Source organism: Erwinia sp. L03-1, assembly GCF_058686115.1.
Window position 1 is genome coordinate 4,730,640 of the sequence record NZ_CM178762.1, and the last position, 23,408, is coordinate 4,754,047.

The 23,408-nt window shown below is 51.8% G+C and carries 27 protein-coding genes and 1 pseudogene; 20 read left to right on the top strand and 8 right to left on the bottom strand.

What is annotated here, in order from left to right; all coding sequences use genetic code 11:
* Positions 1 to 26: 26 nt before the first annotated feature.
* The 3 genes from rpmG to radC form a co-directional block, all read right to left on the bottom strand.
* Positions 27 to 194, bottom strand: coding sequence for a 50S ribosomal protein L33 (gene rpmG / locus AC4PCC_RS21660; protein WP_001051798.1), 168 nt, complete (start codon positions 192 to 194; stop codon positions 27 to 29).
* 16 nt (positions 195 to 210) lie between these two features.
* Positions 211 to 447 carry a 50S ribosomal protein L28 gene (gene rpmB / locus AC4PCC_RS21665; RefSeq protein ID WP_004154798.1) on the bottom strand — a complete coding sequence of 79 codons (237 nt, stop codon included), beginning with the start codon at positions 445 to 447 and terminating at the stop codon, positions 211 to 213.
* Positions 448 to 729: 282 nt separating this feature from the next.
* Positions 730 to 1,401 (bottom strand): RadC family protein, encoded by a 672-nt coding sequence (gene radC, locus AC4PCC_RS21670; protein ID WP_492125905.1) that lies wholly within the window; start codon positions 1,399 to 1,401, stop codon positions 730 to 732.
* A gap of 195 nt (positions 1,402 to 1,596) precedes the next feature.
* On the opposite strand from radC, the gene coaBC reads away from it, so the two are divergent.
* The 3 genes from coaBC (at position 1,597) to slmA (ending at position 3,963) form a co-directional block, all read left to right on the top strand.
* Positions 1,597 to 2,811: a bifunctional phosphopantothenoylcysteine decarboxylase/phosphopantothenate--cysteine ligase CoaBC gene (coaBC, locus tag AC4PCC_RS21675; RefSeq protein WP_492125906.1), complete on the top strand. Its 1,215-nt coding sequence runs from the start codon at positions 1,597 to 1,599 to the stop codon at positions 2,809 to 2,811.
* A complete protein-coding gene (gene dut / locus AC4PCC_RS21680) occupies positions 2,789 to 3,247 on the top strand; it encodes a dUTP diphosphatase (protein ID WP_492125907.1) in 459 nt (152 codons plus the stop codon). The genes coaBC and dut overlap by 23 nt, the downstream gene beginning before the upstream one ends.
* 119 nt (positions 3,248 to 3,366) lie before the next feature.
* Positions 3,367 to 3,963, top strand: coding sequence for a nucleoid occlusion factor SlmA (gene slmA / locus AC4PCC_RS21685; protein WP_492125908.1), 597 nt, complete (start codon positions 3,367 to 3,369; stop codon positions 3,961 to 3,963).
* A gap of 33 nt (positions 3,964 to 3,996) precedes the next feature.
* Here the strand turns inward: slmA and pyrE are convergent, their stop codons facing one another.
* Entirely contained in the window at positions 3,997 to 4,638 is a 642-nt protein-coding gene (gene pyrE, locus AC4PCC_RS21690) for an orotate phosphoribosyltransferase (protein ID WP_492125909.1), read from the bottom strand.
* Positions 4,639 to 4,691: 53 nt separating this feature from the next.
* Entirely contained in the window at positions 4,692 to 5,408 is a 717-nt protein-coding gene (gene rph, locus AC4PCC_RS21695; protein WP_067709276.1) for a ribonuclease PH, read from the bottom strand.
* Between the two features lie 254 nt (positions 5,409 to 5,662).
* Here rph and AC4PCC_RS21700 point away from each other — a divergent pair, with 254 nt between their 5' ends.
* Positions 5,663 to 6,847, top strand: coding sequence for a NupC/NupG family nucleoside CNT transporter (locus AC4PCC_RS21700; protein WP_067709451.1), 1,185 nt, complete (start codon positions 5,663 to 5,665; stop codon positions 6,845 to 6,847).
* A gap of 39 nt (positions 6,848 to 6,886) precedes the next feature.
* Here AC4PCC_RS21700 and AC4PCC_RS21705 read toward each other — a convergent pair whose 3' ends face one another.
* Positions 6,887 to 7,306 carry a DUF3574 domain-containing protein gene (locus AC4PCC_RS21705; protein WP_492125910.1) on the bottom strand — a complete coding sequence of 140 codons (420 nt, stop codon included), beginning with the start codon at positions 7,304 to 7,306 and terminating at the stop codon, positions 6,887 to 6,889.
* A 27-nt stretch (positions 7,307 to 7,333) separates the two neighbouring features.
* Positions 7,334 to 7,522, bottom strand: a complete 189-nt coding sequence (locus AC4PCC_RS21710) for a hypothetical protein (protein ID WP_492125911.1) — start codon at positions 7,520 to 7,522, stop codon at positions 7,334 to 7,336.
* 126 nt (positions 7,523 to 7,648) lie between these two features.
* Between AC4PCC_RS21710 and AC4PCC_RS21715 the strand changes: the two genes are divergently transcribed.
* From AC4PCC_RS21715 to AC4PCC_RS21765, 11 genes and pseudogenes are all read left to right on the top strand, one after another.
* Entirely contained in the window at positions 7,649 to 8,512 is an 864-nt protein-coding gene (locus AC4PCC_RS21715) for a YicC/YloC family endoribonuclease (RefSeq protein WP_345829634.1), read from the top strand.
* Between the two features lie 560 nt (positions 8,513 to 9,072).
* The gene (locus tag AC4PCC_RS21720; RefSeq protein ID WP_492125912.1) at positions 9,073 to 9,885 is read left to right on the top strand and encodes a DUF3289 family protein; all 813 of its coding nucleotides are present in this window, start codon (positions 9,073 to 9,075) and stop codon (positions 9,883 to 9,885) included.
* On the top strand, positions 9,885 to 10,373 hold the full coding sequence (locus AC4PCC_RS21725; protein ID WP_492125913.1) for a DUF943 family protein: 489 nt from the start codon (positions 9,885 to 9,887) through the stop codon (positions 10,371 to 10,373). Before AC4PCC_RS21720 ends, AC4PCC_RS21725 begins: the two co-directional genes overlap by 1 nt.
* A gap of 317 nt (positions 10,374 to 10,690) precedes the next feature.
* Positions 10,691 to 11,143: pseudogene (locus AC4PCC_RS21730) on the top strand (STM2901 family protein).
* A complete protein-coding gene (locus tag AC4PCC_RS21735; protein ID WP_492125914.1) occupies positions 11,137 to 11,466 on the top strand; it encodes a DUF1493 family protein in 330 nt (109 codons plus the stop codon). Before AC4PCC_RS21730 ends, AC4PCC_RS21735 begins: the two are co-directional and overlap by 7 nt.
* Before the next feature lie 15 nt (positions 11,467 to 11,481).
* On the top strand, positions 11,482 to 11,973 hold the full coding sequence (locus AC4PCC_RS21740; protein ID WP_492125915.1) for an Hcp family type VI secretion system effector: 492 nt from the start codon (positions 11,482 to 11,484) through the stop codon (positions 11,971 to 11,973).
* A gap of 309 nt (positions 11,974 to 12,282) precedes the next feature.
* A complete protein-coding gene (locus AC4PCC_RS21745; protein WP_492125916.1) occupies positions 12,283 to 12,504 on the top strand; it encodes a hypothetical protein in 222 nt (73 codons plus the stop codon).
* A gap of 21 nt (positions 12,505 to 12,525) precedes the next feature.
* Positions 12,526 to 13,377, top strand: coding sequence for a YPO3983 family protein (locus AC4PCC_RS21750; protein ID WP_492125917.1), 852 nt, complete (start codon positions 12,526 to 12,528; stop codon positions 13,375 to 13,377).
* Complete coding sequence (locus AC4PCC_RS21755) at positions 13,361 to 13,828, top strand: DUF943 family protein (RefSeq protein ID WP_492125918.1); 468 nt, start codon at positions 13,361 to 13,363, stop codon at positions 13,826 to 13,828. The genes AC4PCC_RS21750 and AC4PCC_RS21755 overlap by 17 nt, the downstream gene beginning before the upstream one ends.
* A gap of 303 nt (positions 13,829 to 14,131) precedes the next feature.
* Positions 14,132 to 14,470, top strand: a complete 339-nt coding sequence (locus AC4PCC_RS21760; protein WP_067709247.1) for a zinc ribbon domain-containing protein YjdM — start codon at positions 14,132 to 14,134, stop codon at positions 14,468 to 14,470.
* A 259-nt stretch (positions 14,471 to 14,729) separates the two neighbouring features.
* Positions 14,730 to 15,347 (top strand): trimeric intracellular cation channel family protein, encoded by a 618-nt coding sequence (locus AC4PCC_RS21765; protein WP_067709245.1) that lies wholly within the window; start codon positions 14,730 to 14,732, stop codon positions 15,345 to 15,347.
* Here the strand turns inward: AC4PCC_RS21765 and ligB are convergent.
* Positions 15,322 to 17,013: an NAD-dependent DNA ligase LigB gene (ligB, locus tag AC4PCC_RS21770; protein WP_492125919.1), complete on the bottom strand. Its 1,692-nt coding sequence runs from the start codon at positions 17,011 to 17,013 to the stop codon at positions 15,322 to 15,324. The genes AC4PCC_RS21765 and ligB overlap by 26 nt on opposite strands.
* A 252-nt stretch (positions 17,014 to 17,265) precedes the next feature.
* Here ligB and gmk point away from each other — a divergent pair, with 252 nt between their 5' ends.
* The 5 genes from gmk to recG are packed head-to-tail and all read left to right on the top strand — an operon-like array spanning position 17,266 to position 23,143.
* Entirely contained in the window at positions 17,266 to 17,889 is a 624-nt protein-coding gene (gene gmk / locus AC4PCC_RS21775) for a guanylate kinase (protein WP_067709241.1), read from the top strand.
* 53 nt (positions 17,890 to 17,942) lie between these two features.
* Complete coding sequence (gene rpoZ / locus AC4PCC_RS21780; protein WP_067709239.1) at positions 17,943 to 18,218, top strand: DNA-directed RNA polymerase subunit omega; 276 nt, start codon at positions 17,943 to 17,945, stop codon at positions 18,216 to 18,218.
* Positions 18,219 to 18,239: 21 nt separating this feature from the next.
* The gene (spoT, locus tag AC4PCC_RS21785) at positions 18,240 to 20,363 is read left to right on the top strand and encodes a bifunctional GTP diphosphokinase/guanosine-3',5'-bis pyrophosphate 3'-pyrophosphohydrolase (RefSeq protein ID WP_492125920.1); all 2,124 of its coding nucleotides are present in this window, start codon (positions 18,240 to 18,242) and stop codon (positions 20,361 to 20,363) included.
* A 3-nt stretch (positions 20,364 to 20,366) separates the two neighbouring features.
* Complete coding sequence (trmH, locus tag AC4PCC_RS21790; RefSeq protein WP_492125921.1) at positions 20,367 to 21,065, top strand: tRNA (guanosine(18)-2'-O)-methyltransferase TrmH; 699 nt, start codon at positions 20,367 to 20,369, stop codon at positions 21,063 to 21,065.
* Positions 21,062 to 23,143 carry an ATP-dependent DNA helicase RecG gene (gene recG / locus AC4PCC_RS21795; RefSeq protein ID WP_492125922.1) on the top strand — a complete coding sequence of 694 codons (2,082 nt, stop codon included), beginning with the start codon at positions 21,062 to 21,064 and terminating at the stop codon, positions 23,141 to 23,143. Before trmH ends, recG begins: the two co-directional genes overlap by 4 nt.
* Positions 23,144 to 23,408 lie beyond the last annotated feature (265 nt).

The following is a 23,408-nucleotide window of genomic DNA, read 5'->3' on the forward strand; positions in this document are numbered from 1 at the left end:
GGTTTTTCACTATCCACTATAACCAATTACTTGATTTTAGCTTCTTTATAGATCACGTGCTGGCGGACAACTGGATCGAATTTCTTCAGTTCCAGTTTTTCCGGCTTAGTACGCTTGTTCTTCGTGGTGGTATAGAAGTGACCTGTACCAGCAGAAGAAACCAGCTTGATCTTCTCACGAATACCTTTAGCCATGTTTCAGTTCCTTACCTTAGTACTTCTCACCGCGGGTACGCAGATCGGCCAGAACCGTCTCAATACCCTTTTTATCAATTACGCGCATGCCTTTGGCAGAAACACGTAGTGTAACGAAGCGCTTTTCGCTCTCAACCCAAAAACGGTGAGAGTGCAGGTTCGGCAGGAAACGGCGTTTCGTCGCGTTCATTGCGTGGGAACGGTTGTTACCCGTCACCGGACGCTTGCCAGTTACTTGGCAGACTCGTGACATGTCTATTCTCCAAAAATCAAATCAGCTCGAGCTTTAAAAAAAAGGTTTTGGCCGCCTCGTCAGGCTCATAGCCCATCCAGGCGAGTTCAATGCGAACCCGCTGAGCAGGCCCAAATGCCAAACCCGAGATTCTCAAAGGTGGCGTAGTATACGCCCTGCGGCGGCGCTGCTCAAGTCCCGAACAGATAAAGATCCCTGCGGATCGTGCAAAATTACTGCATTTGAACGTTAAACGGACGCCGGTCGGCCTCTTCGCCGCGGGCAGGACAGCATTTCTACAGGCTATAACCACCCTTTTTCAGCAAATGAAACGTATTCGCCGCGCCCGATCACCATATGGTCCAGAACCCGAATATTGAAAAGCTGACAGGCGATGACCACCTGCTGGGTCACATCCCGATCGGCCGGGCTGGGGCGCGATACGCCAGACGGGTGGTTGTGGGCAAGAATTAAAGCGGCCGCATTCAGCCTGAGCGCATCACGCACGATTTCCCTGGGATGCACTTCAACGCTGTTGAACGTACCCGCAAACATTTCACTGGCCTCAATAACCCGGTGCTGATTATCAAAGAAAATCACCATGAAGATTTCCCGCTCACGGTGCGCCAGGGTACTGTGAAGGTAATTAAGCAGATCGCTGGAGCTGGTGACGCTATGATGGTCGAGCGCATCGTTGCAGGTAAAAAAGCGGCGGGCCAGTTCTGCAATTGCATTGAGCTGCGCATACTTAGCCGTTCCTACGCCCTTTATATGTTGAAACGCCTTTTTTTCAGCCGTAAGCAAACGATAAAGCGATCCGAATTCCTCAAGAAGCTGCGAGGCCAGGGACATAACATGTACCCCTTCCACCCCTGTTCTTAAAAAAATAGCCAGTAATTCAATATCCGTTAACTCTGCCGCCCCGCCCTGCAACAATTTTTCTCTGGGTGGAACACTCTGCCATTGCTTTTCCATCTGCATCCCTCCTTCCTGTACCGCCAAAATCATGGCATTATATACAGTACTTTCCAACATCCCTGGCGCATTTTATCGAGCTGTCTCACAGCAATAGTGCCCATGCAAAAAGGACGGTGGATGGGATTGTGATAAAATACGCAAATTCTGGCGCTATGCAGTGCGCTAATCTGACTCAACAGGGCGGACGTCAGTATGATGGGATTAACCGGCAAGCACATTATTCTGGGCATTAGTGGGGGGATTGCCGCCTACAAAACGCCGGAGCTGGTCAGGCGGCTTCGCGATCGCGGCGCCGAGGTTCGGGTGGTTGTCACCGAGGCGGCAAAAGCCTTTGTGACCCCGCTCAGCCTGCAGGCGGTGTCAGGATATCCGGTTTCCGACGATCTGCTCGACCCCGCCGCTGAGGCAGCAATGGGGCATATTGAGCTGGGGAAATGGGCCGATCTGGTCATTCTTGCACCCGCCACCGCCGATTTGATTGCCCGCCTGGCGGCCGGGATGGCAAACGACCTGCTGAGCACGGTGTGTCTCGCTACGGCAGCGCCCATTGCGGTTGTTCCGGCGATGAACCAGCAGATGTACCGCGCCCTGCCTACTCAGCATAACCTGCAGGTGCTCGCCGCTCGGGGCCTGCCAATTTGGGGGCCAGAGAGCGGCAGCCAGGCCTGCGGTGACGTTGGCCCAGGCCGCATGTTAGATCCGCTGGCGATTGTAGAAGAAGCCGTTCACTGGGCTTCTGACGTCGTCGATCTGCAACATCTCAATATTATGCTGACGGCGGGGCCAACCCGTGAGGATCTTGATCCAGTGCGGTTCATAACTAACCACAGCTCGGGTAAGATGGGCTTCGCTATTGCAGCGGCGGCAGCGAAACGAGGCGCAAACGTCACGTTAATCGCCGGTCCTGTTGCGCTGGATACCCCGCAGCAGGTGACGCGCATTGATGTGAATACCGCCCTGGAGATGCAGAAGGCCGTCATGGATCGCGCTGCCGGACAGCATATTTTTATCGCGACGGCGGCGGTTGCCGATTACCGTGCGGCTGAGGTCGCCGTGGAAAAAATCAAAAAGCAGGGTGATGAAATTACCCTCAAAATGATAAAAAACCCTGATATCGTTGCTGGCGTTGCAGCCATGCAGGACAACCGCCCCTTTGTAGTGGGATTTGCCGCTGAAACCCACAATGTGGAAGAATACGCCCGACAAAAACGAGTAAGCAAAAACCTGGATGTTATCTGCGCCAACGATGTATCGAAGGCCGGGCAAGGTTTCAACAGTGATAACAACGCTCTACACCTTTTCTGGCAGGGAGGCGATAAAGCCTTACCGCTTAGCGATAAGTCGCGCCTTAGCCAACAGTTACTGGACGAGATAGTCAGCCGTTATGATGAAAAAAATCGACGTTAAAATAATCGACCCGCGAGTCGGTAAAGATTTCCCACTGCCAACCTATGCCACATCCGGCTCAGCGGGCCTTGACCTGCGCGCCTGTCTTGATCAGGCCATCCAGCTGGCGCCGGGGGCTACCACGCTGGTGCCGACGGGTCTGGCTATTCACATTGGCGATCCTCAACTGGCGGCGGTCATTTTACCCCGCTCTGGTCTCGGCCATAAACATGGCGTGGTACTGGGTAACCTGGTGGGGTTAATTGACTCCGATTACCAGGGGCAGCTAATGGTTTCCGTGTGGAACCGCGGACAGAATGCTTTTACCATCGAACCGGGTGAACGCATCGCTCAGATGGTATTCGTTCCGGTCGTACAGGCTGAATTTAATCTGGTAGAAGATTTCGATGCCAGCATTCGTGGCGAAGGTGGCTTTGGCCATTCAGGACGTCAGTAGCAACGCCTCATCCGCTCCTATAGCGATTAACTTGTCTTTATTCCACCGTGAGCATGTTGCTCACGGATGTTGCGTGGCAATTTGCCGTTCAAGGTGATATTTCAGGGGTCTTACAGGACATGGCAGAAAAAAAGAGTGCGAAAAGGAATCGTCGCGAGGAAATACTGCAGGCTCTGGCGCAGATGCTGGAATCCAGTGATGGTAGCCAGCGGATAACTACCGCTAAACTCGCCGCGAACGTTGGCGTTTCTGAAGCGGCACTTTACCGGCATTTTCCCAGCAAAACCCGGATGTTTGACAGCCTGATCGAGTTTATCGAAGACAGCCTGATTACGCGCATCAATCTGATACTCAAGGACGAAAAAGAGACGCTGCCGCGGCTGCGTCTGATAATCCAGCTGATTCTGGGCTTTGGTGAGCGTAATCCAGGTTTAACCCGTATCCTGACCGGTCATGCACTGATGTTTGAACAGGATCGACTGCAAAGCCGCATCAATCAGCTGTTTGAACGCATTGAGGTTCAGCTACGCCAGGTACTGCGCGAGAAGGTAATGCGTGAAGGGGAAGGTTTTGTAACGGACGAGAACCTGCTGGCAAGCCAGCTGCTGGCCTTCTGTGAAGGTATGCTTTCCCGCTTTGTGCGCTCCGGTTTCCGCTACCGGCCCACGGTTGACTTCGATACCCGCTGGCCACTGCTCGCCTCACAGCTGGTGTAGGCTTTTACGGGCCAGCATCGCTGGCCCGTAAAATCAGATACCGTATTCTTTACGGTAGGCGCGTACCGCCACCAGGTGGTCGGCCAGCTCGGGCTTCTCTTCCAGGTAAGTAATCAGCTCTTTAAGCGTGATAATCGAAATCACCTTACAGCCGTAATCGCATTCCACTTCCTGGATAGCCGACTCACTGCCGCGCCCGCGCTCCTGGCGGTCGAGAGAGATTAACACTCCGGCCAGCGTAGCCTGGTGAGCCGCAATAATTTCCATGGATTCACGAATCGCGGTTCCCGCAGTGATCACATCATCGACCAGCATAATTCGCCCCTGTAGCGGGCTACCGACCAGCAGCCCTCCCTCGCCATGATCCTTTGCTTCTTTACGGTTAAAGCAGTAGGGAACATCGCGGTCATGGTGATCGGCCAGGGCGACTGCCGTCGTGGTGGCTATCGGGATCCCTTTATAAGCGGGCCCAAATACCAGGTCGAAATCAATACCGGAGTCAATAAGGGCCTGCGCGTAAAAACGCCCCAGCAGGGCAAGGTCGCGACCGGTATTAAACAGGCCCGCATTGAAGAAATAGGGGCTTTTACGCCCTGATTTCAGCGTGAATTCACCAAACTTCAGCACCTGCTTGTTGATGGCGAATTCGATAAATTGGCGCTGCCAGGCTTTCATGTCTCGATCCTCACATAGTCATAAAAAAGGCGACCCGGTGGCCGCCTGAAATATCAGTCTGTTAGCGCGGCTTTCTGCGCCTGAATAAGGGTATCAATACCGCCCCGGGCCAGCGCGAGCAGCGTTAACAGCTCCTCATGAGTGAAGGGCTCACCCTCTGCGGTGCCCTGCACCTCAATCATGCGGCCATCTTCAGTCATCACCACATTCATATCGGTTTCAGCAGCGGAGTCCTCTACGTATTCCAAATCACAGAGCGCTTCACCCTTCACGATCCCTACGGATACCGCCGCCACCATGCCTTTCATCGGGTTGGCTTTGAGTTTGCCAATGGCCACCAGATGGTTAAGCGCATCCGCCAGCGCAACGCAGGCGCCGGTAATTGATGCGGTACGCGTGCCGCCATCCGCCTGCAACACATCACAGTCGAGGGTGACGGTAAATTCGCCCAGCGCCTTAAGATCCAGTGCGGCGCGAAGGGAGCGCGCGATCAGTCGCTGAATTTCAAGCGTACGACCACCCTGCTTACCTTTGGCGGCTTCACGCGCGTTGCGACTGTGCGTCGCGCGTGGCAGCATGCCGTACTCGGCGGTGACCCAACCCTGTCCCTGACCTTTCAGGAAACGGGGTACACCCTCATCAATAGTGGCAGTACACAAAACTTTAGTATCACCGAATTCGACCAGAACAGAGCCTTCTGCATGTTTGGTATAATGACGGGTCAGTGTGACGGGACGCACCTGCTGTGCGCTTCGGCCTGCTGGACGCATGGTTTCTCTCCGGCTAGCAAAACATGATTGGCTGCGCATTATACGGATTTCACCCTCCGTTGCCTATGGCGATGGGCGCCAGGGTGGGTTTTCTCTGCCGCCCAGCAAAGGTTGCCTCGTTTTTTACCTGGGAAACAGGCTGCTCAGCCTGTTTCTCTTCATAATGCGAGCCTTCTCGTACGATGGGTGAAAAACGCCTGAAAGTGTGGCTAAATGCAGCCCATCTCTCTTCCTGCATGCTGGAACGCGTTTTTATGGCTCAAGTCTTACACTTTATTCTGGCCCTGGCCGTTATCTTTCTGCTGGCGTTACTTTTTAGTCACGACAGAAGGCAAATCCGGCCGCGCATCATTATTCAGTTAATTGTAATTGAAGCCGCGCTGGCGTACTTTTTCCTTCATGCCGCCAGTGGCCTGACCATCGTCACGGCCGTCTCCGGATTTTTTGAAACGCTGCTCAAATTTGCGGGCCAGGGTTCAGAATTTGTTTTTGGCGGGATGAGCAGTCAGGGCATGGCCTTTATCTTCCTCGGCGTACTCTGCCCGATCATATTTATCTCAGCACTGATTGGTATTCTTCAGCATTTACGCATTCTGCCGATCCTGATCAGGCTGGTGGGGACCCTGCTCTCGAAGATCAACGGCATGGGTAAGCTGGAGTCGTTTAATGCCGTCAGTACGCTGATCCTCGGCCAGTCAGAAAACTTCATCGCCTATAAGGGTATTCTCGCGGACATTTCATCCCGCCGTATGTACTCCATGGCTGCCACGGCCATGTCGACCGTATCGCTGTCGATTGTCGGTGCCTATATGTCGATGATCGATCCGCGCTACGTGGTCGCCGCGCTGATACTGAACATGTTTAGCACTTTTATTATTCTGTCGATTCTGAACCCGACGCCACAGAATGACGAGCCAGAGATCAGGCTGGAGAAGCTGCACGAAGACCAGAGTTTTTTCGAAATGCTCGGCGAGTATATTCTTGCCGGATTTAAGGTCGCGATGATTATTATGGCGATGCTGATTGGCTTTATTGCGCTGATCGCCGCGGTGAACGCGATGTTCTCTGCGCTGTTTGGCATCAGCTTTCAGCAGATCCTGGGCTACGTTTTCTATCCGTTTGCGTGGCTGATTGGCATTCCTGCCCCGGATGCACTGCGGGCAGCCAGTATTATGGCGACCAAGCTGGTCGCTAACGAGTTCGTGGCGATGATCGACCTTAAGAATATCGCTGCCACACTCACGCCGCGCGGTCTTGGCATCCTCTCGGTCTTTCTGGTCTCCTTTGCCAACTTTGCGTCAATCGGCATCGTCGCCGGTGCCATCAAGGGCCTGAACGAAAAACAGGGCAACGTGGTGTCCCGCTTTGGCCTGAAGCTGGTATATGGCTCTACCCTGGTCAGCCTGCTTTCAGCCGCCTTTGCCGGGCTGGTGCTGTAAACGGCCTTCCCCGGCGCTGCTACCGCGCCGGGGGACGCATCAGAATGATACGCAGGCAGGGACATCCACTCGCATTACCGACTCCTGCTGGAAGCGCTGCCTGTAGCGGGCGCGGAGCGCTTCAACATCCTGACTGCTCTGCTGCCCTGGCGTATAAATCAGCATTAACGCCTTGCTCTGTTCACGAGCAACCTGTCCATCCTCGCCCAGCCACTGCCCCCGGGCATCAAATACCGTCAGACCGTCTTTAAAGCGCGGCGTCACGTCAGCGTCAATAAATGACTGCCACTCCGCAGCGGTTACCGCCGGTCCGTGCGGGCGATTCATACCAAAGTAGAGGGTCGTCTGCACCATGCCATGCCCCACCGTGCAGGATTGAGCTGGCACAGGTTGATGGGCCGGCGACATACACCCACTTAACGCAAAAATTGACAGTATTGCCAGGGGCATTAATTTCATAACCTACCTCAGTGTAATTATTTCAGTTTAACCTGCGACGTCTGCCGCACGCCCCACGACGCCTGATGCCTGATGCCTGATGCCTGATGCCTGATGCCTGATGCCTGATGCCTGATGCCTGATGCCTGATGCCTGATGCCTGATGCCTGATGCCTGATGCCTGATGCCTGATGCCTGATGCCTGATGCCTGATGCCTGATGCCTGATGCAGAGCATATTAATTAACCTGAAATAAATTGCCAGATGATCGCGCTCATTTACCGTTGTTTGACTGAATGCCTGTTAAGGCATCCTCTGCGCCGCTATAATCCCCGTAACTTTTTCTGAACACGGGTACGCAACATGATCCGCAGCATGACCGCTTACGCACGGCGTGAAACCAAAGGCGAATGGGGCAGCGCAGCCTGGGAACTTCGTTCCGTTAACCAGCGCTATCTGGAAACCTATATCCGCCTCCCGGAGCAGTTCCGCGGGCTGGAGCCAGTTATCCGCGAACGCATCCGTAACCGCCTGACGCGCGGTAAAATCGAGTGCAATCTGCGCTTTGATGCAGACCCGAGCGCCCAAAGCTCGCTGGTATTAAATGAAAAGCTGGCCATTCAGCTGGTGCAGGCGGCTAACTGGGTAAAAATGCAGAGTGACGAGGGTGAAATTAATCCGGTCGACATTCTGCGCTGGCCCGGCGTGATGTCAGCTGAGGAACAGGATCTTGATACCATTTCCGCAGAGCTGCTGAAGGCGCTGGAGATCGCGTTGGACGACTTTATCACCTCGCGCGAAACCGAAGGTGCCGCACTGAAATCCCTGATTGAGCAGCGCCTGGCAGGCGTCAGCGCTGAAGTCACCAAAGTGCGCGCGCAGATGCCAGACGTACTGAAGTGGCAGCGTGAACGCCTGGTCACCAAACTGGAAGAAGCCCAGGTCCAGCTGGACAGTAACCGCGTAGAGCAGGAGCTGATTATGCTGGCCCAGCGCGTTGACGTGGCGGAAGAGCTGGACCGGCTGGAAGCCCATGTAAAAGAAACCTACAACATTCTGAAGAAGAAAGAGGCCGTAGGCCGTCGCCTCGACTTTATGATGCAGGAGTTCAACCGCGAGTCCAATACGCTCGCGTCTAAATCGATTAATGCCGAGGTCACCACCTCTGCCATTGAGCTTAAGGTTCTAATCGAGCAGATGCGTGAGCAGATCCAGAATATCGAATAATTTCCACTCCCATCCATTAACAACCATAAGCCCATGTTAAATGGGCTTTTTTATGCAAAAAATTTCCACTAATGAACATGATTCTCCACTTAAATCCACGAAATATCGGGGAGTAAAATGGGGAGTGTTTTTGCTTTACTAGCCAAAAATAACAGTTTATAACCAAAAACCCCCCACTTAGGATTTACAGGTCAAGTATATGGGTTCACTAACAGCAAAAGCCGTTCAGTCTCTGATAAAAGCAGGCGGAGTTGGTCATTCTCATTTTACACTACAATTTCTACCAATATTCAAGCATCACAAGATCAAGACATAATTCGCAATGCCTGATGTTCACTTAAGCAACAAAAACACCAAAATTTTTTATAGTTTTGACTTACCGTTCTAAAACTAACTTATTGATTATATGTAAAACGCTATTCTTTAACTTCCAATTTTTCATCAGGAAGTTTACGATTAGACGGCTCTGATTACATTATCATCTTCAATGATATCATCTGTAAAAAATGTAATGAGTATGGATTTTCAGTCTGGATGATTAATATCATAAGGAAATTGTTATGTCAGCATTGAAGTTCCCTTTTACCGTTTATCAGACACGGCACAGGTTCAATGATTACAGCACTGATGATATGAAGTATGGAGATCTTAGTGAAAAGCAACTAAGAAGCGATTTGGGTTTGAATGATGTTTCTGATGTGGTTGACCCCTGGACTGGAAAAGAAGTATCTATATTCAACACCTTCCGGGATACCCGTCAAAAATCCAGAACAGAAATGGCTGAACTTCTTTTCAATGAGTTTCTTCGTATTTCTATGCCTGCTTATTATCTTGGACAGCATCAAATATTCAATAATCTCGTAAAGCATCTTTATCACGGCAATGGAAAAAGTTATTCCAGCCCGTTCCTTGATAGTGCATATAAAAATCTAATTTTGAGTGGGCAATCTTCGCCACTGTCCCCCCTTACTGTAATTAAGTCTTCATTAGATAAGATTGTCGTTACTGGACAAAAAAGCTTATCAGATACAGATAAAGATCTAATAACACAGGCTATAAGAAATTCGATACTTCCTAAATTCAATAGATGGGCTGATAGTTTTAATGGATTAGGCATGTCTATACATGATATTCATGCTACAAATATTCAAATAAATCAGCTCGATATAATTGATAGTGGCTATGTGGCAAAAATAACATTTACAGGGCAAGACCATTTCGGTCTCGATAAAACTGACATCATGAATCCTAAGTTTCATTTTATCAGAGCCTTTCGTATTTGGTTTATTCTTCAAAGATGGGAACAATTTGCTTTCAAGCCTTTTTTAACCAATATGAAAGCAGAGTTTGAAATAAATAGCAGGAGAAATTAATGAGAATCAAAAAGATTATAGTTTTTATTGTAGCATTGGCAATGTTAGCATTATTTTATGTTAGCTTCTTTAATTCTCCAAAAGTGCTTGCAATTCATGGTTCTGATACCAGAAAAGATTTTTTAGTTGAAAACATCCCTTTCTCTGATAGTGACAAAATAAAATGGTGGGATAATAATGGAGTCAAAACCATTTCTTCCCGTGAAACTTACAATGTTTCAATCTGGAACTTTGATGGCAAGTATCAAAAGCTTGCTCCCAAGAACTCCGGTGCTTTTCCAGACCATGATACTGATTACTTACTGTGCTTTGATGACATGAAATCAGATGTAAACTGTATAGACAAGTCAAACTGGCTCATGGACATCACTAAAACTAAGGATGGCTACACCTACTACCGTCTTGATGGTGAGTCTTACTATCGAAAACCTTCTGGTGAACTGGTCAAAGGTGAAAGATTTACGACAACCATAAAGCCTTTGAGCTGACCAAGTAGTCACTTCACTTAATGGGGAGTGGATTGGGGAGTAAAATATTAAAATGTCAAAAAAAATTACTTAACTATATGATAGTAAAAACAATAATAATCTAATCAACTTTCAGATTCAGAACGTGAAATAACCTTTCATGCACTCCGATGCACTCCACGCAAAAACCATCAAGCCCCGTTAACCGGGGCTTGATGGTTTTATGGGCTGGTAAATTTACCGGCCTGTAAATATTCCCCTGAAGAATCCCTTCCCATTTCCTCTAATTGTTGGTGTACCATACACAAATAGTAACCATAGGAATTATAAGGAATAGTATGGATACGGTAGAGGAACTAAACGGCACATACTTTTATGCAGGGAAATCTAAGCTCTAATGAACTGTTTTTCATGGTGTTCATTTTCAACACTATGGATCAGTTTGGGATAAAAGACATTTTCGCTATCTATGCTCTGTACGCTGGTATAAATGACCAGGCCACACGGGCAAACCGGGATATGCTATCAAGGGAACATCCAAACTATCCAAAGCGATAAGGAATACTTTTGGAAAAAGATTCTTTCCTTGAGGAATCAAACTTCCTACATGGATAGGTGGTTATACGCCCTGGACTGTAAAACTTAGGATGGTTAGAAGCATTACAACATGGGTAGGCCGTACTATCCCCCTGGTTGGTGAGGTTGTTCTTTTGTCTGATGTATCCCAGATTGCTTACAATTCAGTTAAAGAATACAACACCATAGCGAGAGGTAACGATAAGTTATGGTAGATGATATTGAACAGCGTGTGATTGCACTAATAACGAGGCACAGCAGTTACTACCCTTTCAGAAAAAAGAAGTACGATGCGTTTACAGCAGAATCTAGCATTCACTTTGATGTTCAGCTTGACCAGGATGAAGTTGAAGAAGTGATAGAGGATTTCATAAAAGAATTTAACGTGGATATGTCAAATTTTCACCTCACCACGTATTACCCAGAAGTTAATTTGTCATGGAACCCATTTAAGAAGCCTGAGCCTGTGGACGTTCCAGAGTTGACTATCGACATGTTTATTCAGTCGGCTAAGGCTGGTAGATGGTTGTACGACTAACAAGGAGTTCTCAAAATGGCTGTACCAGTACATTTATTTTTAACCGATGACGGCGGTTCAACTATCAGCGGTTCCTGTGATGTCAGGGATAGAGAAGGGAGCATTGAGTTACGCGGTTTACACCACTGCCTGTCCATCCCCACAGACCCAATGACGGGCAAAGTCACCGGCACACGTCAGCACTCCCCTTTCCTGTTTTCGAAAGAACTTGATAGTTCTTCCCCGTATTTGTTCAAAGCCGCCGCCACGGGTCAGACACTAAAAACCGCTGAATTCAGGTTTTATAACATCAATGACGCAGGGCAGGAGGTGGAGTATTACCGGATAACACTGGAAAGTGTGAAGGTGATTTCAGTCAGTCCTATAATGCACGATACCAGAGGATGCACTGGCACCGGCCATATGGAAGAAGTTGCGCTGAACTACGAGAAAATAACCCATCTATACAAGGACGGTAATTTATTGGCGCATGACGCATGGAACGAACGCCCTACAGCATCAGCGTGAAAACAGGGTGCTACATCAACGCAAAGCTGACGCACTGGCCGTACCCATTTAGCGGCACTTTGCGTTGATACGATTGTTACCGAACGCTGCCTGAATCACCGTATCAAGGGCGTGGAAGGTATCTATAACCGCCGCCAGTATTTTGATGAACGCCGGGCAGGCTGGCGCTGTGGGATGCGTTCGTGATGTTGTTCACCGATCCGCTGCAAGTGCTTGATTACCTGAAAGGCGAAATTAAAGGGTTGCTGGATCCCCTGCTGTGGGACGGCGCAGGCGATACCATATTTAATTCCCTCACCAGCACAGGATATGACATATGGCGGTCAGGTGCAGTTACAGGCAGCGGCCAGCAATCCGGTTGCCTCCATGACCAGCAACGCTATCAACAATTCCTCCCGGCAGGTTTCGCAGCGTACCGATATGCGGATCGGAACTATTGAGTTCCAGACGCAGGCCACCTATGCAAAAGGACAACATTTACACTCTGACCTTTCACCGCGTATTATTCCCTGTGAAGACCACCACGGATGATCACACAAGGAATGTAAACTAATGGCCGCATTACAGTTTCCCAGCACCCTGTTCAAAACCCAAAAGTGGATGGACGACTACAGCGCCAGTGATATGCGCTGCGGCGATCTGACCGAAGCACAGTTAAAATCCCATTACCGACTGGATTACATCTCTGACCGGGTTGACCCCTACACCCTGACCCGGCGTTCTTCAATGGATCGTCCTCAGTCCATGTTCTGCTGTAATCTGCGTAACCAGGGTGAAAAGATTACCCGCCAGCAGTGTGCCATAATCCTGTTTGATGAGTTCCGACAGTTATCTCGCAAATTTTCTCTTTATGGGCCTTACAGTCACCTGATCGAAAAGATGATCACTCACATGCAGAACGGTAACGGTATGCCCTTTCGTGATGTGTCTTTGGACAGAGCTTTAAAGGATCATATTCTTAATGATTCAACAAAAAATAGTACGGTTTTACGAATAAGGGATACGCTTAAAAAATACATAATATGGGAACACAAGAAATACCCGAAAAATTATAAGGATGAATTACGAAAAAACATTCTCGAAGGGAAACTCCCAAAATTTGATCGCTTCCAGGATAACTTTAACGGTATGGGTATCACCGTTCATGATACCTGGGCAACACATATCACCATGAAATCACTGCATGTTGATAATGACCGTTTTCAGGCAGTAGTCCATTACAAGGTCCAGGATCACTTTGGTCTGGATAATGATGATATTCTGAAAACAAAATTTAGCCAGTTCCATTTCTTCCGTATCTGGTTTGTGCTCCAGCGATACAATCAGTTTGGTTTTAAGCCTTTTTTGACCAACATGGAAACCACCGTAGAAATCACTGGAGGTCGCAATGACAGTAAAAAATAAAAAAATCTTGATTCTGCTTTTCCTGACTGGCTGTGTTCTGCTGGGTTACTGGCTTTGGCTATCACTGCGCCCGGTAGAAGTTGTTGCGGTTCATGACAACGGTAATCATAGCTATGTTTTAGTCAGAAGTCTCCCGCTGACAGATAAGGGGAAAATAAACTGGTGGCTAAAAAATAAAGAAATACTGAAAGAAAAATATGACATCCCTAAACCATCATCCTCTGGATATTTTACTGTTATTTTTTGGGATTTTGGCGATGGTTATAAAGAAGAAGGGAAATATGACAGACTTTGTTTTGATGATATGAAGACAAAAGTAAATTGCATCGAAAAGGATGCTGTGTTTTCTGTAGATAAAAGCAGAAATCTGGGCTTAATGTTCACCGTGTACGATGGTGATAATTATCGCTTAGACCATAATGGTGATATTATAAAAGTCGCCTCCGATTAGGTTTGCCGCCCTCGCGTAAAGACAGCATCATCCCTTCCTCCACGGCTTTCACCAGCTATGCGGAAGTAGCAAAATACTCAGGAGGCTGTCACGACGTGGCTGCAACATCCGCTACCAGCCTGGACAGATGTGTCTTTGCATCATAAATATTCAGCTTCTGCATAGATCCCCCTGTGGATTACGACAATAATCTTAAAGCACCCGAGCCAGCTTCATAAGCCCCCCGGATTTTTATTGTAGGCTTACCGCCGCCTTCCGGCTAAAATGCCCCCTGTTTTTTTATGGATTACTTTGAGGCTCACCATGCAAACTCTTCCTCCCTGCCCTAAGTGCCAGTCAGAATACACCTGGCAGGATGGCGCCATGCTCAACTGCCCGGAGTGCGGGCACGTCTGGTCTGAAACCGCAGAAGCGGCGGTTGAAGACACACTGATCGTTAAAGACGCTAACGGCAATCTGCTTGCCGATGGCGATAGCGTTACCGTGATCAAAGACCTGAAGGTTAAAGGCAGCTCGACGCCGCTAAAAATCGGCACCCGGGTCAAAAGCATCCGTCTGGTAGAAGGCGATCATAATATCGACTGCAAGATCGATGGTTTTGGTCCGATGAAGCTTAAATCAGAGTTCGTGAAGAAAAACTGATTCGGCGGGTCGGCACGGTTTTATCTCGTAGAGATTGATGCACTATGCCGTTAACATGCGCTGGCGGGGCTTCCACCAGCGCATGTTTTATATGTTGCGACTTTGCGAGTGACCCCAGCCAGCAAATTTACGCGGATATCAAAATCTTCCGCTCCCCTGTAATCAGAAAGCCGCAAGATCCACGTAATATTTTTAAAATTCCAGTCGTCAAACTACTGCCGATCCTTCATGCTTGCTGCCGGTTATTCAGGAGCTGGCTATGTTACTTACTGTTCTCTATATCATCGGCATTACGGCAGAAGCGATGACCGGCGCGCTGGCGGCAGGCCGTCGTCAGATGGATATGTTCGGCGTGATTATTATCGCCTCGGTTACCGCCATTGGCGGCGGCTCCGTCAGGGATATGCTGCTGGGGCACTATCCGCTTGGCTGGGTAAAACATCCTGAATATATCATTATTGTCGCTGCCGCAGCGGTAGTGACTACCCAGCTTGCCCACCTGATGCCCCACCTGCGCAAGGTTTTCCTGGTGCTGGATGCGCTCGGCCTGGTGGTATTTTCCATTATCGGAGCCAAAGTGGCCTTAGATATGGGCCATGCGCCAATTATTGCCGCAATATGTGCCGTTGTTACCGGAGTGTTTGGCGGCGTGCTGCGCGATATGTTTTGCAACCGCATCCCCCTGGTGTTTCAGAAAGAGCTTTACGCCGGTATCGCCTTTGCATCAGGCTGGCTCTATATCCTGTTGTTGAAGACGCCCCTGTCACACGAAACGACCATCACCGTTACCCTATTGTTTGGCTTTATTGCCCGCCTGCTGGCGCTGCGCTTTAAGCTCGGCCTACCCGTCTTTAACTACCATGATGCGGAGCACTGATCCGTGCCGGAATATTCTGCTCTAAAAAGGCGATCAGTGGCTGCACCTGTGGCGCGGTTAAAAAGGCCATAATCTGACGCGCGAGCGTCTGTCCCACTCCCGGTAGCTGCTGCCATGCTGATTCGCCCCGCGCCAGTATGGTCTGCCAGCTGTCGTCCTCCATGGCGTTCAGCGCCCTTTCTGGAACAGGTACGCCCAGCGCCCTCACCCATCGCTTAAAGGGCATCCGCTTACTCAACGTGAACTGGTAGTAGAGTTGACGGGCCCGTGGCTGAGTAATCCCTTTTATCTCACTTAGCTGCTCTGGCGTCAGCAACAGCCATGAGAAGAGATGCTCCGGGTGACCTGCCTGCATCAATTTCTGCCAGCTACTACGGTTTATGCCCTGCATATCAAGTCCATTGCGGCTACTCAGCCAGACCAGTCGGGCAAGAAATTGCTCGCGGCAGGCAGGGGTTAGCATGAAACAGCTAAGGGAATGGTAGCTTTCCGGGTCTGGGGTCGCAGGGGGATCGCGCTGACTCACGCGCCATACGACGTCATCCAGACGTGGAATACCCTGGCCCGCCAGGCTGATTGAAACCCGATCGCCCGGCACGATATCCGCGGACTGCCACTGTTTAAGCGATCCCAGAGTGACGCGGCGAACCTGTTTATCGTCCAGCACAACAGGATCCAGATTGAGCACTACGCTGATTTTCCCGGTTCGCCCAATCGTAAAATCAACGGATTTCACACCGGTCGTGACCCGTACGGGATCGTACTTCCATGCAACCGCCCAGTCACCGTTGCCGGGGAGCCAATATTGCCCGGCAGCGGGCGGGCTGTGGACGACCACGCCATCGGTGACAAAAGGCAGTGGCTGAGAAAACCAGCGCGTACGCCAGCCCTCAACGTCACCGGCATTACTGACCGGCTGGCTCCAGCTGGCCGCCAGCGTAAAACCGGCCTCGCTCAGTTTCGCTACTCTCTCCTGCATGGTGGCGGGGCCATCAGGCCAGCCCCAGATAAATACCCCCACCCTGCTAAGCACCTCTGACGCGCTGGTTCGACGCATTGCTCCTGCTACGAGGGCGCGCGCATTGACTCCCCCCTGCCCGGCCTGTTGATGACCGTTCATCAACAGGAATAGTTCACCCTGTAGCGTAAGCGAGCCTGAAAAATCAGGTATACGCTGTGGAATAGCAGGGATCAGCGCGGCTTTCGCCGTCCAGTTTTCGCCGCGCAGGCCATCTCCCCGGCTAATTAATCTTACAAGCCTGCCCTGATGGTAGTGAAGGGTCACCGCCACACCATCCACTTTAGGCTGCACCCAGAGGTCGGTTTTCCCCACCATCCAGCGTGCCACTGCCTGCTTATCAGCCAGTTTACGGACGCCCGCATGCGCAACGGGATGGAGCATTTTACCGCCCTGCGCCAGCTGGGGCTGGCGGAGATCGCTCTGCGGGACAAAGCAGCGCTGCCAGGCCTGATAGGTCTGGAGCAGTGCATCGTAGCGTTCATCCCCGACGGCGCTGACCCCCTTTCGGTAATAGGCATCGTCCCATTCGCTCAGCTGCTTTTCTAACGCAGTCATTTCGCTCGCCGCGCGGACGGGTGCCCACACCGGGCACTGGGCCTGAAGAGTCGAACAGCATAGTGCCAGCAACAGTAATAAGATCCGCATCCTGACCTCTCCTTTATTGTTCTGTGCGGATTAAAAATCAGGATAAACGGCCTGACAACGGGAAAGGAGAAGGAGTGGACAGCAGTACCAGAAATATTTCATCAGGGATGAAAAATTACCGCCACGCCGCGAACGGCTATCCATTTATAGAGAAAAAGCACGGCGGTACGCCTGAAACGCTGCATCAAGTGCCCCAGCCGTGTATACTGTGCAGGAAGTAGACTCCGCTTTATTGGCATATCAAAGATAATCATGGCTCAAGGCACTCTTTTTATTGTTTCTGCTCCCAGCGGCGCGGGTAAATCCAGTCTCATTCATGCTCTGCTAAAAACGCAGCCGCTGTATGACACTCAGGTTTCTGTCTCCCATACTACGCGGGGAGAGCGTCCCGGTGAGCACCACGGTGAACATTACTATTTCATCTCGCATGACGAATTCCGCAGTATGATTCAGGAAGGCGCCTTCCTTGAGCATGCTGAAGTGTTTGGGAACTATTACGGCACGTCGCGCAAGGCCATCGAGCAGGTGTTATCCACCGGCGTGGACGTTTTCCTTGATATTGACTGGCAGGGTGCGCAGCAGATTCGTGAGAAAATGCCCCAGGCCCGCACAATTTTTGTGCTGCCGCCGTCAAAGGATGAACTGGACCGCCGGCTGCGCGGACGCGGTCAGGATAGCGAAGAGGTTATCAGCCGCCGTATGGCGCAGGCCGTGGCTGAGATGAGCCATTTTGCGGAGTACGATTACCTTATTGTTAATGATGATTTCGATCTGGCTTTATCCGACCTGAAAACCATCATTCGCGCTGAGCGACTGCGTATGGGACGTCAAAAATCCCGACATGACGCGTTAATCAGCAAACTATTGGCAGACTGAGGACAACTCAGTATGATGCCCAGTCATTTCTTCTCCCGTGGAGTATCACAATTATGGCACGCGTAACCGTACAGGACGCAGTAGAAAAAATTGGTAACCGTTTTGACCTCGTTCTGGTCGCTGCACGCCGTGCGCGTCAGATGCAGGTAGGTGGTAAAGATCCACTGGTTCCTGAAGAAAACGATAAGTCTACCGTTATCGCCCTGCGTGAAATCGAAGAAGGCCTGATCACCAACCAGATTCTGGACGTGCGCGATCGTCAGGAACAGCAGGATCAGGAAGCCGCTGAGCTGCAGGCTGTTACTGCTATCGCTGAAGGTCGTCGTTAATTACCAGCCTGAAGGCCGCCCTTGTACCTGTTTGAAAGTCTCAATCAGCTGATTGAAAAATACTTGCCTGAGGACCAGATTAAGCGCCTCAAGCAAGCCTACCTTGTCGCACGTGATGCCCACGAGGGACAGTCTCGCTCCAGCGGTGAGCCTTATATCACCCATCCGGTTGCCGTAGCCTGCATCCTTGCTGAAATGAAGCTCGACCATGAAACGCTTATGGCCGCGCTTCTTCACGATGTGATCGAAGACACGCCCGCCACCTACCAGGATATGGAACAGCTGTTTGGTAAAAGCGTTGCCGAACTGGTAGAGGGGGTGTCGAAACTCGACAAGCTGAAATTTCGCGATAAGAAAGAGGCCCAGGCCGAAAACTTTCGCAAGATGATTATGGCGATGGTGCAGGATATTCGCGTCATCCTGATCAAGCTGGCTGACCGTACGCATAATATGCGCACCCTCGGCTCGCTGCGCCCGGATAAACGCCGGCGCATAGCCCGCGAAACGCTGGAAATTTACAGCCCGCTGGCCCACCGCCTGGGTATCCACCACCTGAAAACCGAGCTTGAAGAGCTGGGTTTTGAAGCGCTCTACCCTAACCGCTATCGCGTGATTAAAGAAGTGGTCAAAGCCGCTCGCGGTAACCGTAAGGAGATGATTCAAAAAATCCTTTCGGAAATTGACGGCCGTCTGCAGGAAGCCGGGGTCCCCTGTCGCGTCAGCGGCAGGGAGAAGCACCTTTACTCCATCTACTGCAAGATGCACCTCAAAGAGCAGCGTTTCCACTCGATCATGGATATTTATGCCTTCCGGGTGATCGTCAGTGATGTGGATACCTGCTATCGGGTTCTTGGTCAGATGCACAGCCTGTATAAGCCCCGCCCGGGCCGGGTGAAGGATTATATCGCTATCCCCAAGGCGAACGGATACCAGTCGCTGCACACCTCAATGATCGGGCCGCACGGCGTGCCGGTAGAGGTGCAGATCCGCACGGAAGATATGGATCAGATGGCAGAGATGGGTGTCGCAGCTCACTGGGCTTATAAAGAGCAGGGCGAAAGCAGCACCACGGCACAGATCCGCGCTCAGCGCTGGTTACAGAGCCTGCTGGAGCTTCAGCAGAGTGCCGGAAGCTCCTTTGAATTTATTGAAAGCGTCAAATCTGACCTGTTCCCGGACGAAATATACGTATTCACGCCGGAAGGCCGCATTGTTGAACTGCCAGCCGGTGCCACGCCGGTGGATTTTGCCTATGCCGTGCATACCGATATCGGCCATGCCTGCGTCGGCACACGCGTCGATCGCCAGCCTTATCCGCTATCACAGCCACTGAGCAGCGGTCAGACCGTCGAAATTATTACCGCGCCGGGTGCCCGCCCGAATGCTGCCTGGCTGAATTTTGTCGTCAGCTCGAAAGCGCGGGCGAAAATCCGTCAGCTGCTGAAAAACCTCAAGCGTGATGATTCGGTCAGCCTGGGGCGTCGTCTGCTTAATCACGCACTGGGCGGAAGCCGCAAGCTGGCTGAAATCCCGCCTGGCAACCTGGAGCACGAGCTGGAACGTATGAAGCTGGCCACCCTGGACGATCTGCTGGCAGAGATTGGTCTGGGTAACGCCATGAGCGTGGTGGTGGCGAAAAATCTTCAGCAGAGTGACAATCCACTGCCGGCCAGTCAGCGCACTTCCTCCAGCTCCCGCAACAAGCTGCCCATTAAGGGCGCGGATGGCGTGCTGATTACCTTTGCCAAGTGCTGCCGCCCTATTCCTGGCGATCCGATCGTGGCCCACGTCAGTCCGGGTAAAGGCCTGGTGGTGCACCATGAGTCCTGTCGTAATATCCGTGGCTATCAAAAAGAGCCCGAGAAATATATGGCGGTTGAGTGGGACAAAGTCACGACCGATCATGAGTTTATGGCCGAAATTAAGGTGGAAATGTTCAATCATCAGGGGGCGCTTGCCAACCTGACCGCCGCCATTAATACCGCAGGCTCCAATATCCAGAGCATGAATACGGAAGAGAAAGATGGTCGGGTCTACAGCGCCTTTATCCGTCTGACGGCCCGGGATCGCGTTCATCTGGCAAATATTATGCGCAAAATCCGCGTAATGCCGGATGTGATTAAAGTTCACCGTAACCGGAACTAGCGCATGAATGCTCAACGCTACGCCCGTATTCTGGAGATGTTGGCCGCACGCCAACATGACCTGACCGTCTGCATGGAGCAGGTCCATAAGCCTCATAACGTCTCTGCGGTGATCCGCACGGCGGACGCGGTGGGCGTGCATGAGGTTCATGCCGTATGGCCGGGCAGCCGCATGCGAACCATGGTCTCCTCTGCGGCAGGCAGCAACAGCTGGGTGCAGGTGAAAACGCACCCTACCATCGCGGACGCGGTTTGCCATCTTAAAAGTCAGGATATGCAGATCCTGGCGACCCATCTGTCTGATAAGGCCGTCGACTTTCGCGAAATCGATTACACCCGACCAACCTGCATTTTGATGGGCCAGGAAAAAACCGGTATTACCCGTCAGGCGCTGGAACTGGCTGACCAGGAGATCATTATCCCAATGGTTGGCATGGTGCAGTCCCTTAACGTTTCCGTGGCCTCTGCACTTATCCTCTATGAAGCACAGCGCCAGCGTCAGAACGCCGGTATGTATCAGCGCCAGGCCAGCACCCTGCCGTTCAGCGAGCAGCAGCGCCTGCTGTTTGAAGGCGGTTATCCCGTACTGGCCCGGGTCGCTAAGCACAAAGGTTTGCCCTACCCGCAGATCAACGATCGGGGCGAGGTGGTAGCCGATGCTCAATGGTGGGCAACGATGCAGTCATCAGGTCGAAAAAAATGAATGGTCGCCTGCTGGATACCGTCCCGCTAAGCACCCTCGCAGGCGTTGGCGCAAGCCAGGCGGGAAAGCTGGCAAAGCTGGGGCTGGTTACCGTGCAGGATTTGCTGCTTCATCTGCCGCTACGCTATGAAGATCGTACGCAACTTTATGCCATCAATGACCTGCTCCCCAATATTTACGCCACGGTAGAAGGTGAGGTGCTTAACTGCGATATCTCCTTTGGCCGCCGAAGGATGCTGACCTGCCAGATAAGCGACGGCACGGGCATCCTCACCCTGCGTTTTTTCAACTTCAATGCCGGAATGAAAAACAGCATGTCGCCCGGCAGGCGCGTCACCGCTTACGGTGAGATCAAGCGCGGCCAGCGCGGCGCGGAAATTATCCACCCGGAATACCGGGTCCAGGGCGAGAACACCACGGTTGCGCTGCAGGAAACCCTCACCCCGGTTTACTCCACGACGGAAGGCGTACGCCAGGCCACGCTGCGCAACCTTACTGACCAGGCGCTGGAGCTGTTGGATACCTGCGCCATTGCTGAACTGCTGCCCCCCGAGCTGAGTCAGGGGATGATCGGTCTGCCCGCCGCATTGCGTATGCTGCACCGCCCGCCGCCGGATATGGCGCTGGTTGACCTGGAACATGGCCGGCACCCTGCGCAGCGCCGTCTGATTATGGAAGAGCTGCTGGCGCACAACCTCAGCATGCTGGCCGTTCGCGCCGGTGCCCAGCGCTATCATGCATTACCGATGACTCCCCGGCACGATCTGAGCAGTAAGCTGCTGGCGGCCCTGCCGTTTAAACCGACCGCCGCACAGGTTCGCGTCGTCCAGGAAATTGAGCATGACCTGGCCCACGACTATCCGATGATGCGTCTGGTGCAGGGGGATGTTGGCTCAGGGAAAACGCTGGTTGCCGCCCTGACCGCGCTTAACGTGATCGCCTGGGGCAAGCAGGTCGCCCTGATGGCGCCGACCGAGCTGCTGGCCGAACAGCACGCCAATAACTTCCGCCAGTGGTTTGCGCCACTGGGGATTGAAGTGGGCTGGCTGGCCGGTAAGCAAAAGGGCAAAGCGCGGCTGGCTCAACAGGATGCCATTGCTGCCGGCCAGGTTTCGATGATCGTCGGTACGCACGCCATTTTCCAGGAGCAGGTGCAGTTCAACGGGCTGGCACTGGTGATTATTGATGAACAGCACCGCTTCGGCGTTCATCAGAGGCTGGCGCTATGGGAAAAAGGCGAGGAGCAGGGTTTCCATCCTCATCAGCTGATTATGACCGCTACGCCTATCCCGCGTACGCTGGCAATGACCGCCTATGCCGATCTGGACACCTCGACCATCGATGAGCTTCCACCGGGCAGAACGCCGGTCACGACGGTCGCTATTCCGGATACGCGTCGGACTGAGATTATCTCGCGGGTGAAAAGCGCCTGTACCGATGAAGGCCGACAGGCCTACTGGGTGTGTACCCTGATTGAGGAGTCCGATCAGCTAGAGGCTCAGGCGGCAGAAGCCACCTGGGAAGAGCTGAAGCTGGCGCTACCGGAATTACAGATTGGGCAGGTACACGGCAGGATGAAGCCCGGGGAGAAGCAGGCCGTAATGCAGGCCTTCAAGGAAGGCACCACGCATCTGCTTATCGCCACTACGGTTATCGAGGTTGGCGTGGATGTGCCAAATGCCAGCCTGATGATTATTGAAAACCCCGAGCGGCTGGGACTGGCGCAGCTGCATCAGCTACGCGGACGTGTGGGACGCGGATCGGTAGCCTCTCACTGCGTCCTGCTTTATAAGGCGCCGCTAAGTAAAACCGCGCAGAAACGCCTGCAGGTTTTACGCGACAGTAATGACGGTTTCGTCATTGCCCAGTGCGACCTGGAAATTCGCGGGCCGGGCGAACTGTTGGGCACGCGTCAAACCGGTAACGCCGAATTTAAAGTCGCCGACCTGCTGCGCGACCAGGCGATGATCCCAGAGGTGCAGCGCGTCGCCAGACATATCCACCAGCACTATCCGCAACAGGCAACGGCGCTTATTGAGCGCTGGCTGCCGGAAACGCAGCGTTATACCAACGCCTGAGCCGCTATCCTTCGCCTGAAATCCGCCGGAACACCGCTAATCTTATCCAGACGCCCTTTGACCCTGCGTCTCACCCCTCCGCCGCCGTCCGGCCATAAACCTTCTGACAGAGCCAACGTTACCCCTGGCTTAAATATTTAATATCCCTGATGTTGGCAAAATGCCTATAAAAATATTGAAATCACTGATGTTTTTGTATCTGCCGGATAATAGCGGCGATTTTTCAGGCGTGAAACAGTAATAATCCCCCTTGAAAATTTATGAA

Bases quoted from the DNA above. Each gene is read 5' to 3' on its own strand.
- rpmG (WP_001051798.1), bottom strand. From the start codon at position 194: ATGGCTAAAGGTATTCGTGAGAAGATCAAGCTGGTTTCTTCTGCTGGT.
- rpmB (WP_004154798.1), bottom strand. From the start codon at position 447: ATGTCACGAGTCTGCCAAGTAACTGGCAAGCGTCCGGTGACGGGTAAC.
- radC (WP_492125905.1), bottom strand. From the start codon at position 1,401: ATGGAAAAGCAATGGCAGAGTGTTCCACCCAGAGAAAAATTGTTGCAG.
- coaBC (WP_492125906.1), top strand. From the start codon at position 1,597: ATGATGGGATTAACCGGCAAGCACATTATTCTGGGCATTAGTGGGGGG.
- dut (WP_492125907.1), top strand. From the start codon at position 2,789: ATGATGAAAAAAATCGACGTTAAAATAATCGACCCGCGAGTCGGTAAA.
- slmA (WP_492125908.1), top strand. From the start codon at position 3,367: ATGGCAGAAAAAAAGAGTGCGAAAAGGAATCGTCGCGAGGAAATACTG.
- pyrE (WP_492125909.1), bottom strand. From the start codon at position 4,638: ATGAAAGCCTGGCAGCGCCAATTTATCGAATTCGCCATCAACAAGCAG.
- rph (WP_067709276.1), bottom strand. From the start codon at position 5,408: ATGCGTCCAGCAGGCCGAAGCGCACAGCAGGTGCGTCCCGTCACACTG.
- AC4PCC_RS21700 (WP_067709451.1), top strand. From the start codon at position 5,663: ATGGCTCAAGTCTTACACTTTATTCTGGCCCTGGCCGTTATCTTTCTG.
- AC4PCC_RS21705 (WP_492125910.1), bottom strand. From the start codon at position 7,306: ATGAAATTAATGCCCCTGGCAATACTGTCAATTTTTGCGTTAAGTGGG.
- AC4PCC_RS21710 (WP_492125911.1), bottom strand. From the start codon at position 7,522: ATGCTCTGCATCAGGCATCAGGCATCAGGCATCAGGCATCAGGCATCA.
- AC4PCC_RS21715 (WP_345829634.1), top strand. From the start codon at position 7,649: ATGATCCGCAGCATGACCGCTTACGCACGGCGTGAAACCAAAGGCGAA.
- AC4PCC_RS21720 (WP_492125912.1), top strand. From the start codon at position 9,073: ATGTCAGCATTGAAGTTCCCTTTTACCGTTTATCAGACACGGCACAGG.
- AC4PCC_RS21725 (WP_492125913.1), top strand. From the start codon at position 9,885: ATGAGAATCAAAAAGATTATAGTTTTTATTGTAGCATTGGCAATGTTA.
- AC4PCC_RS21735 (WP_492125914.1), top strand. From the start codon at position 11,137: ATGGTAGATGATATTGAACAGCGTGTGATTGCACTAATAACGAGGCAC.
- AC4PCC_RS21740 (WP_492125915.1), top strand. From the start codon at position 11,482: ATGGCTGTACCAGTACATTTATTTTTAACCGATGACGGCGGTTCAACT.
- AC4PCC_RS21745 (WP_492125916.1), top strand. From the start codon at position 12,283: ATGACATATGGCGGTCAGGTGCAGTTACAGGCAGCGGCCAGCAATCCG.
- AC4PCC_RS21750 (WP_492125917.1), top strand. From the start codon at position 12,526: ATGGCCGCATTACAGTTTCCCAGCACCCTGTTCAAAACCCAAAAGTGG.
- AC4PCC_RS21755 (WP_492125918.1), top strand. From the start codon at position 13,361: ATGACAGTAAAAAATAAAAAAATCTTGATTCTGCTTTTCCTGACTGGC.
- AC4PCC_RS21760 (WP_067709247.1), top strand. From the start codon at position 14,132: ATGCAAACTCTTCCTCCCTGCCCTAAGTGCCAGTCAGAATACACCTGG.
- AC4PCC_RS21765 (WP_067709245.1), top strand. From the start codon at position 14,730: ATGTTACTTACTGTTCTCTATATCATCGGCATTACGGCAGAAGCGATG.
- ligB (WP_492125919.1), bottom strand. From the start codon at position 17,013: ATGCGGATCTTATTACTGTTGCTGGCACTATGCTGTTCGACTCTTCAG.
- gmk (WP_067709241.1), top strand. From the start codon at position 17,266: ATGGCTCAAGGCACTCTTTTTATTGTTTCTGCTCCCAGCGGCGCGGGT.
- rpoZ (WP_067709239.1), top strand. From the start codon at position 17,943: ATGGCACGCGTAACCGTACAGGACGCAGTAGAAAAAATTGGTAACCGT.
- trmH (WP_492125921.1), top strand. From the start codon at position 20,367: ATGAATGCTCAACGCTACGCCCGTATTCTGGAGATGTTGGCCGCACGC.
- recG (WP_492125922.1), top strand. From the start codon at position 21,062: ATGAATGGTCGCCTGCTGGATACCGTCCCGCTAAGCACCCTCGCAGGC.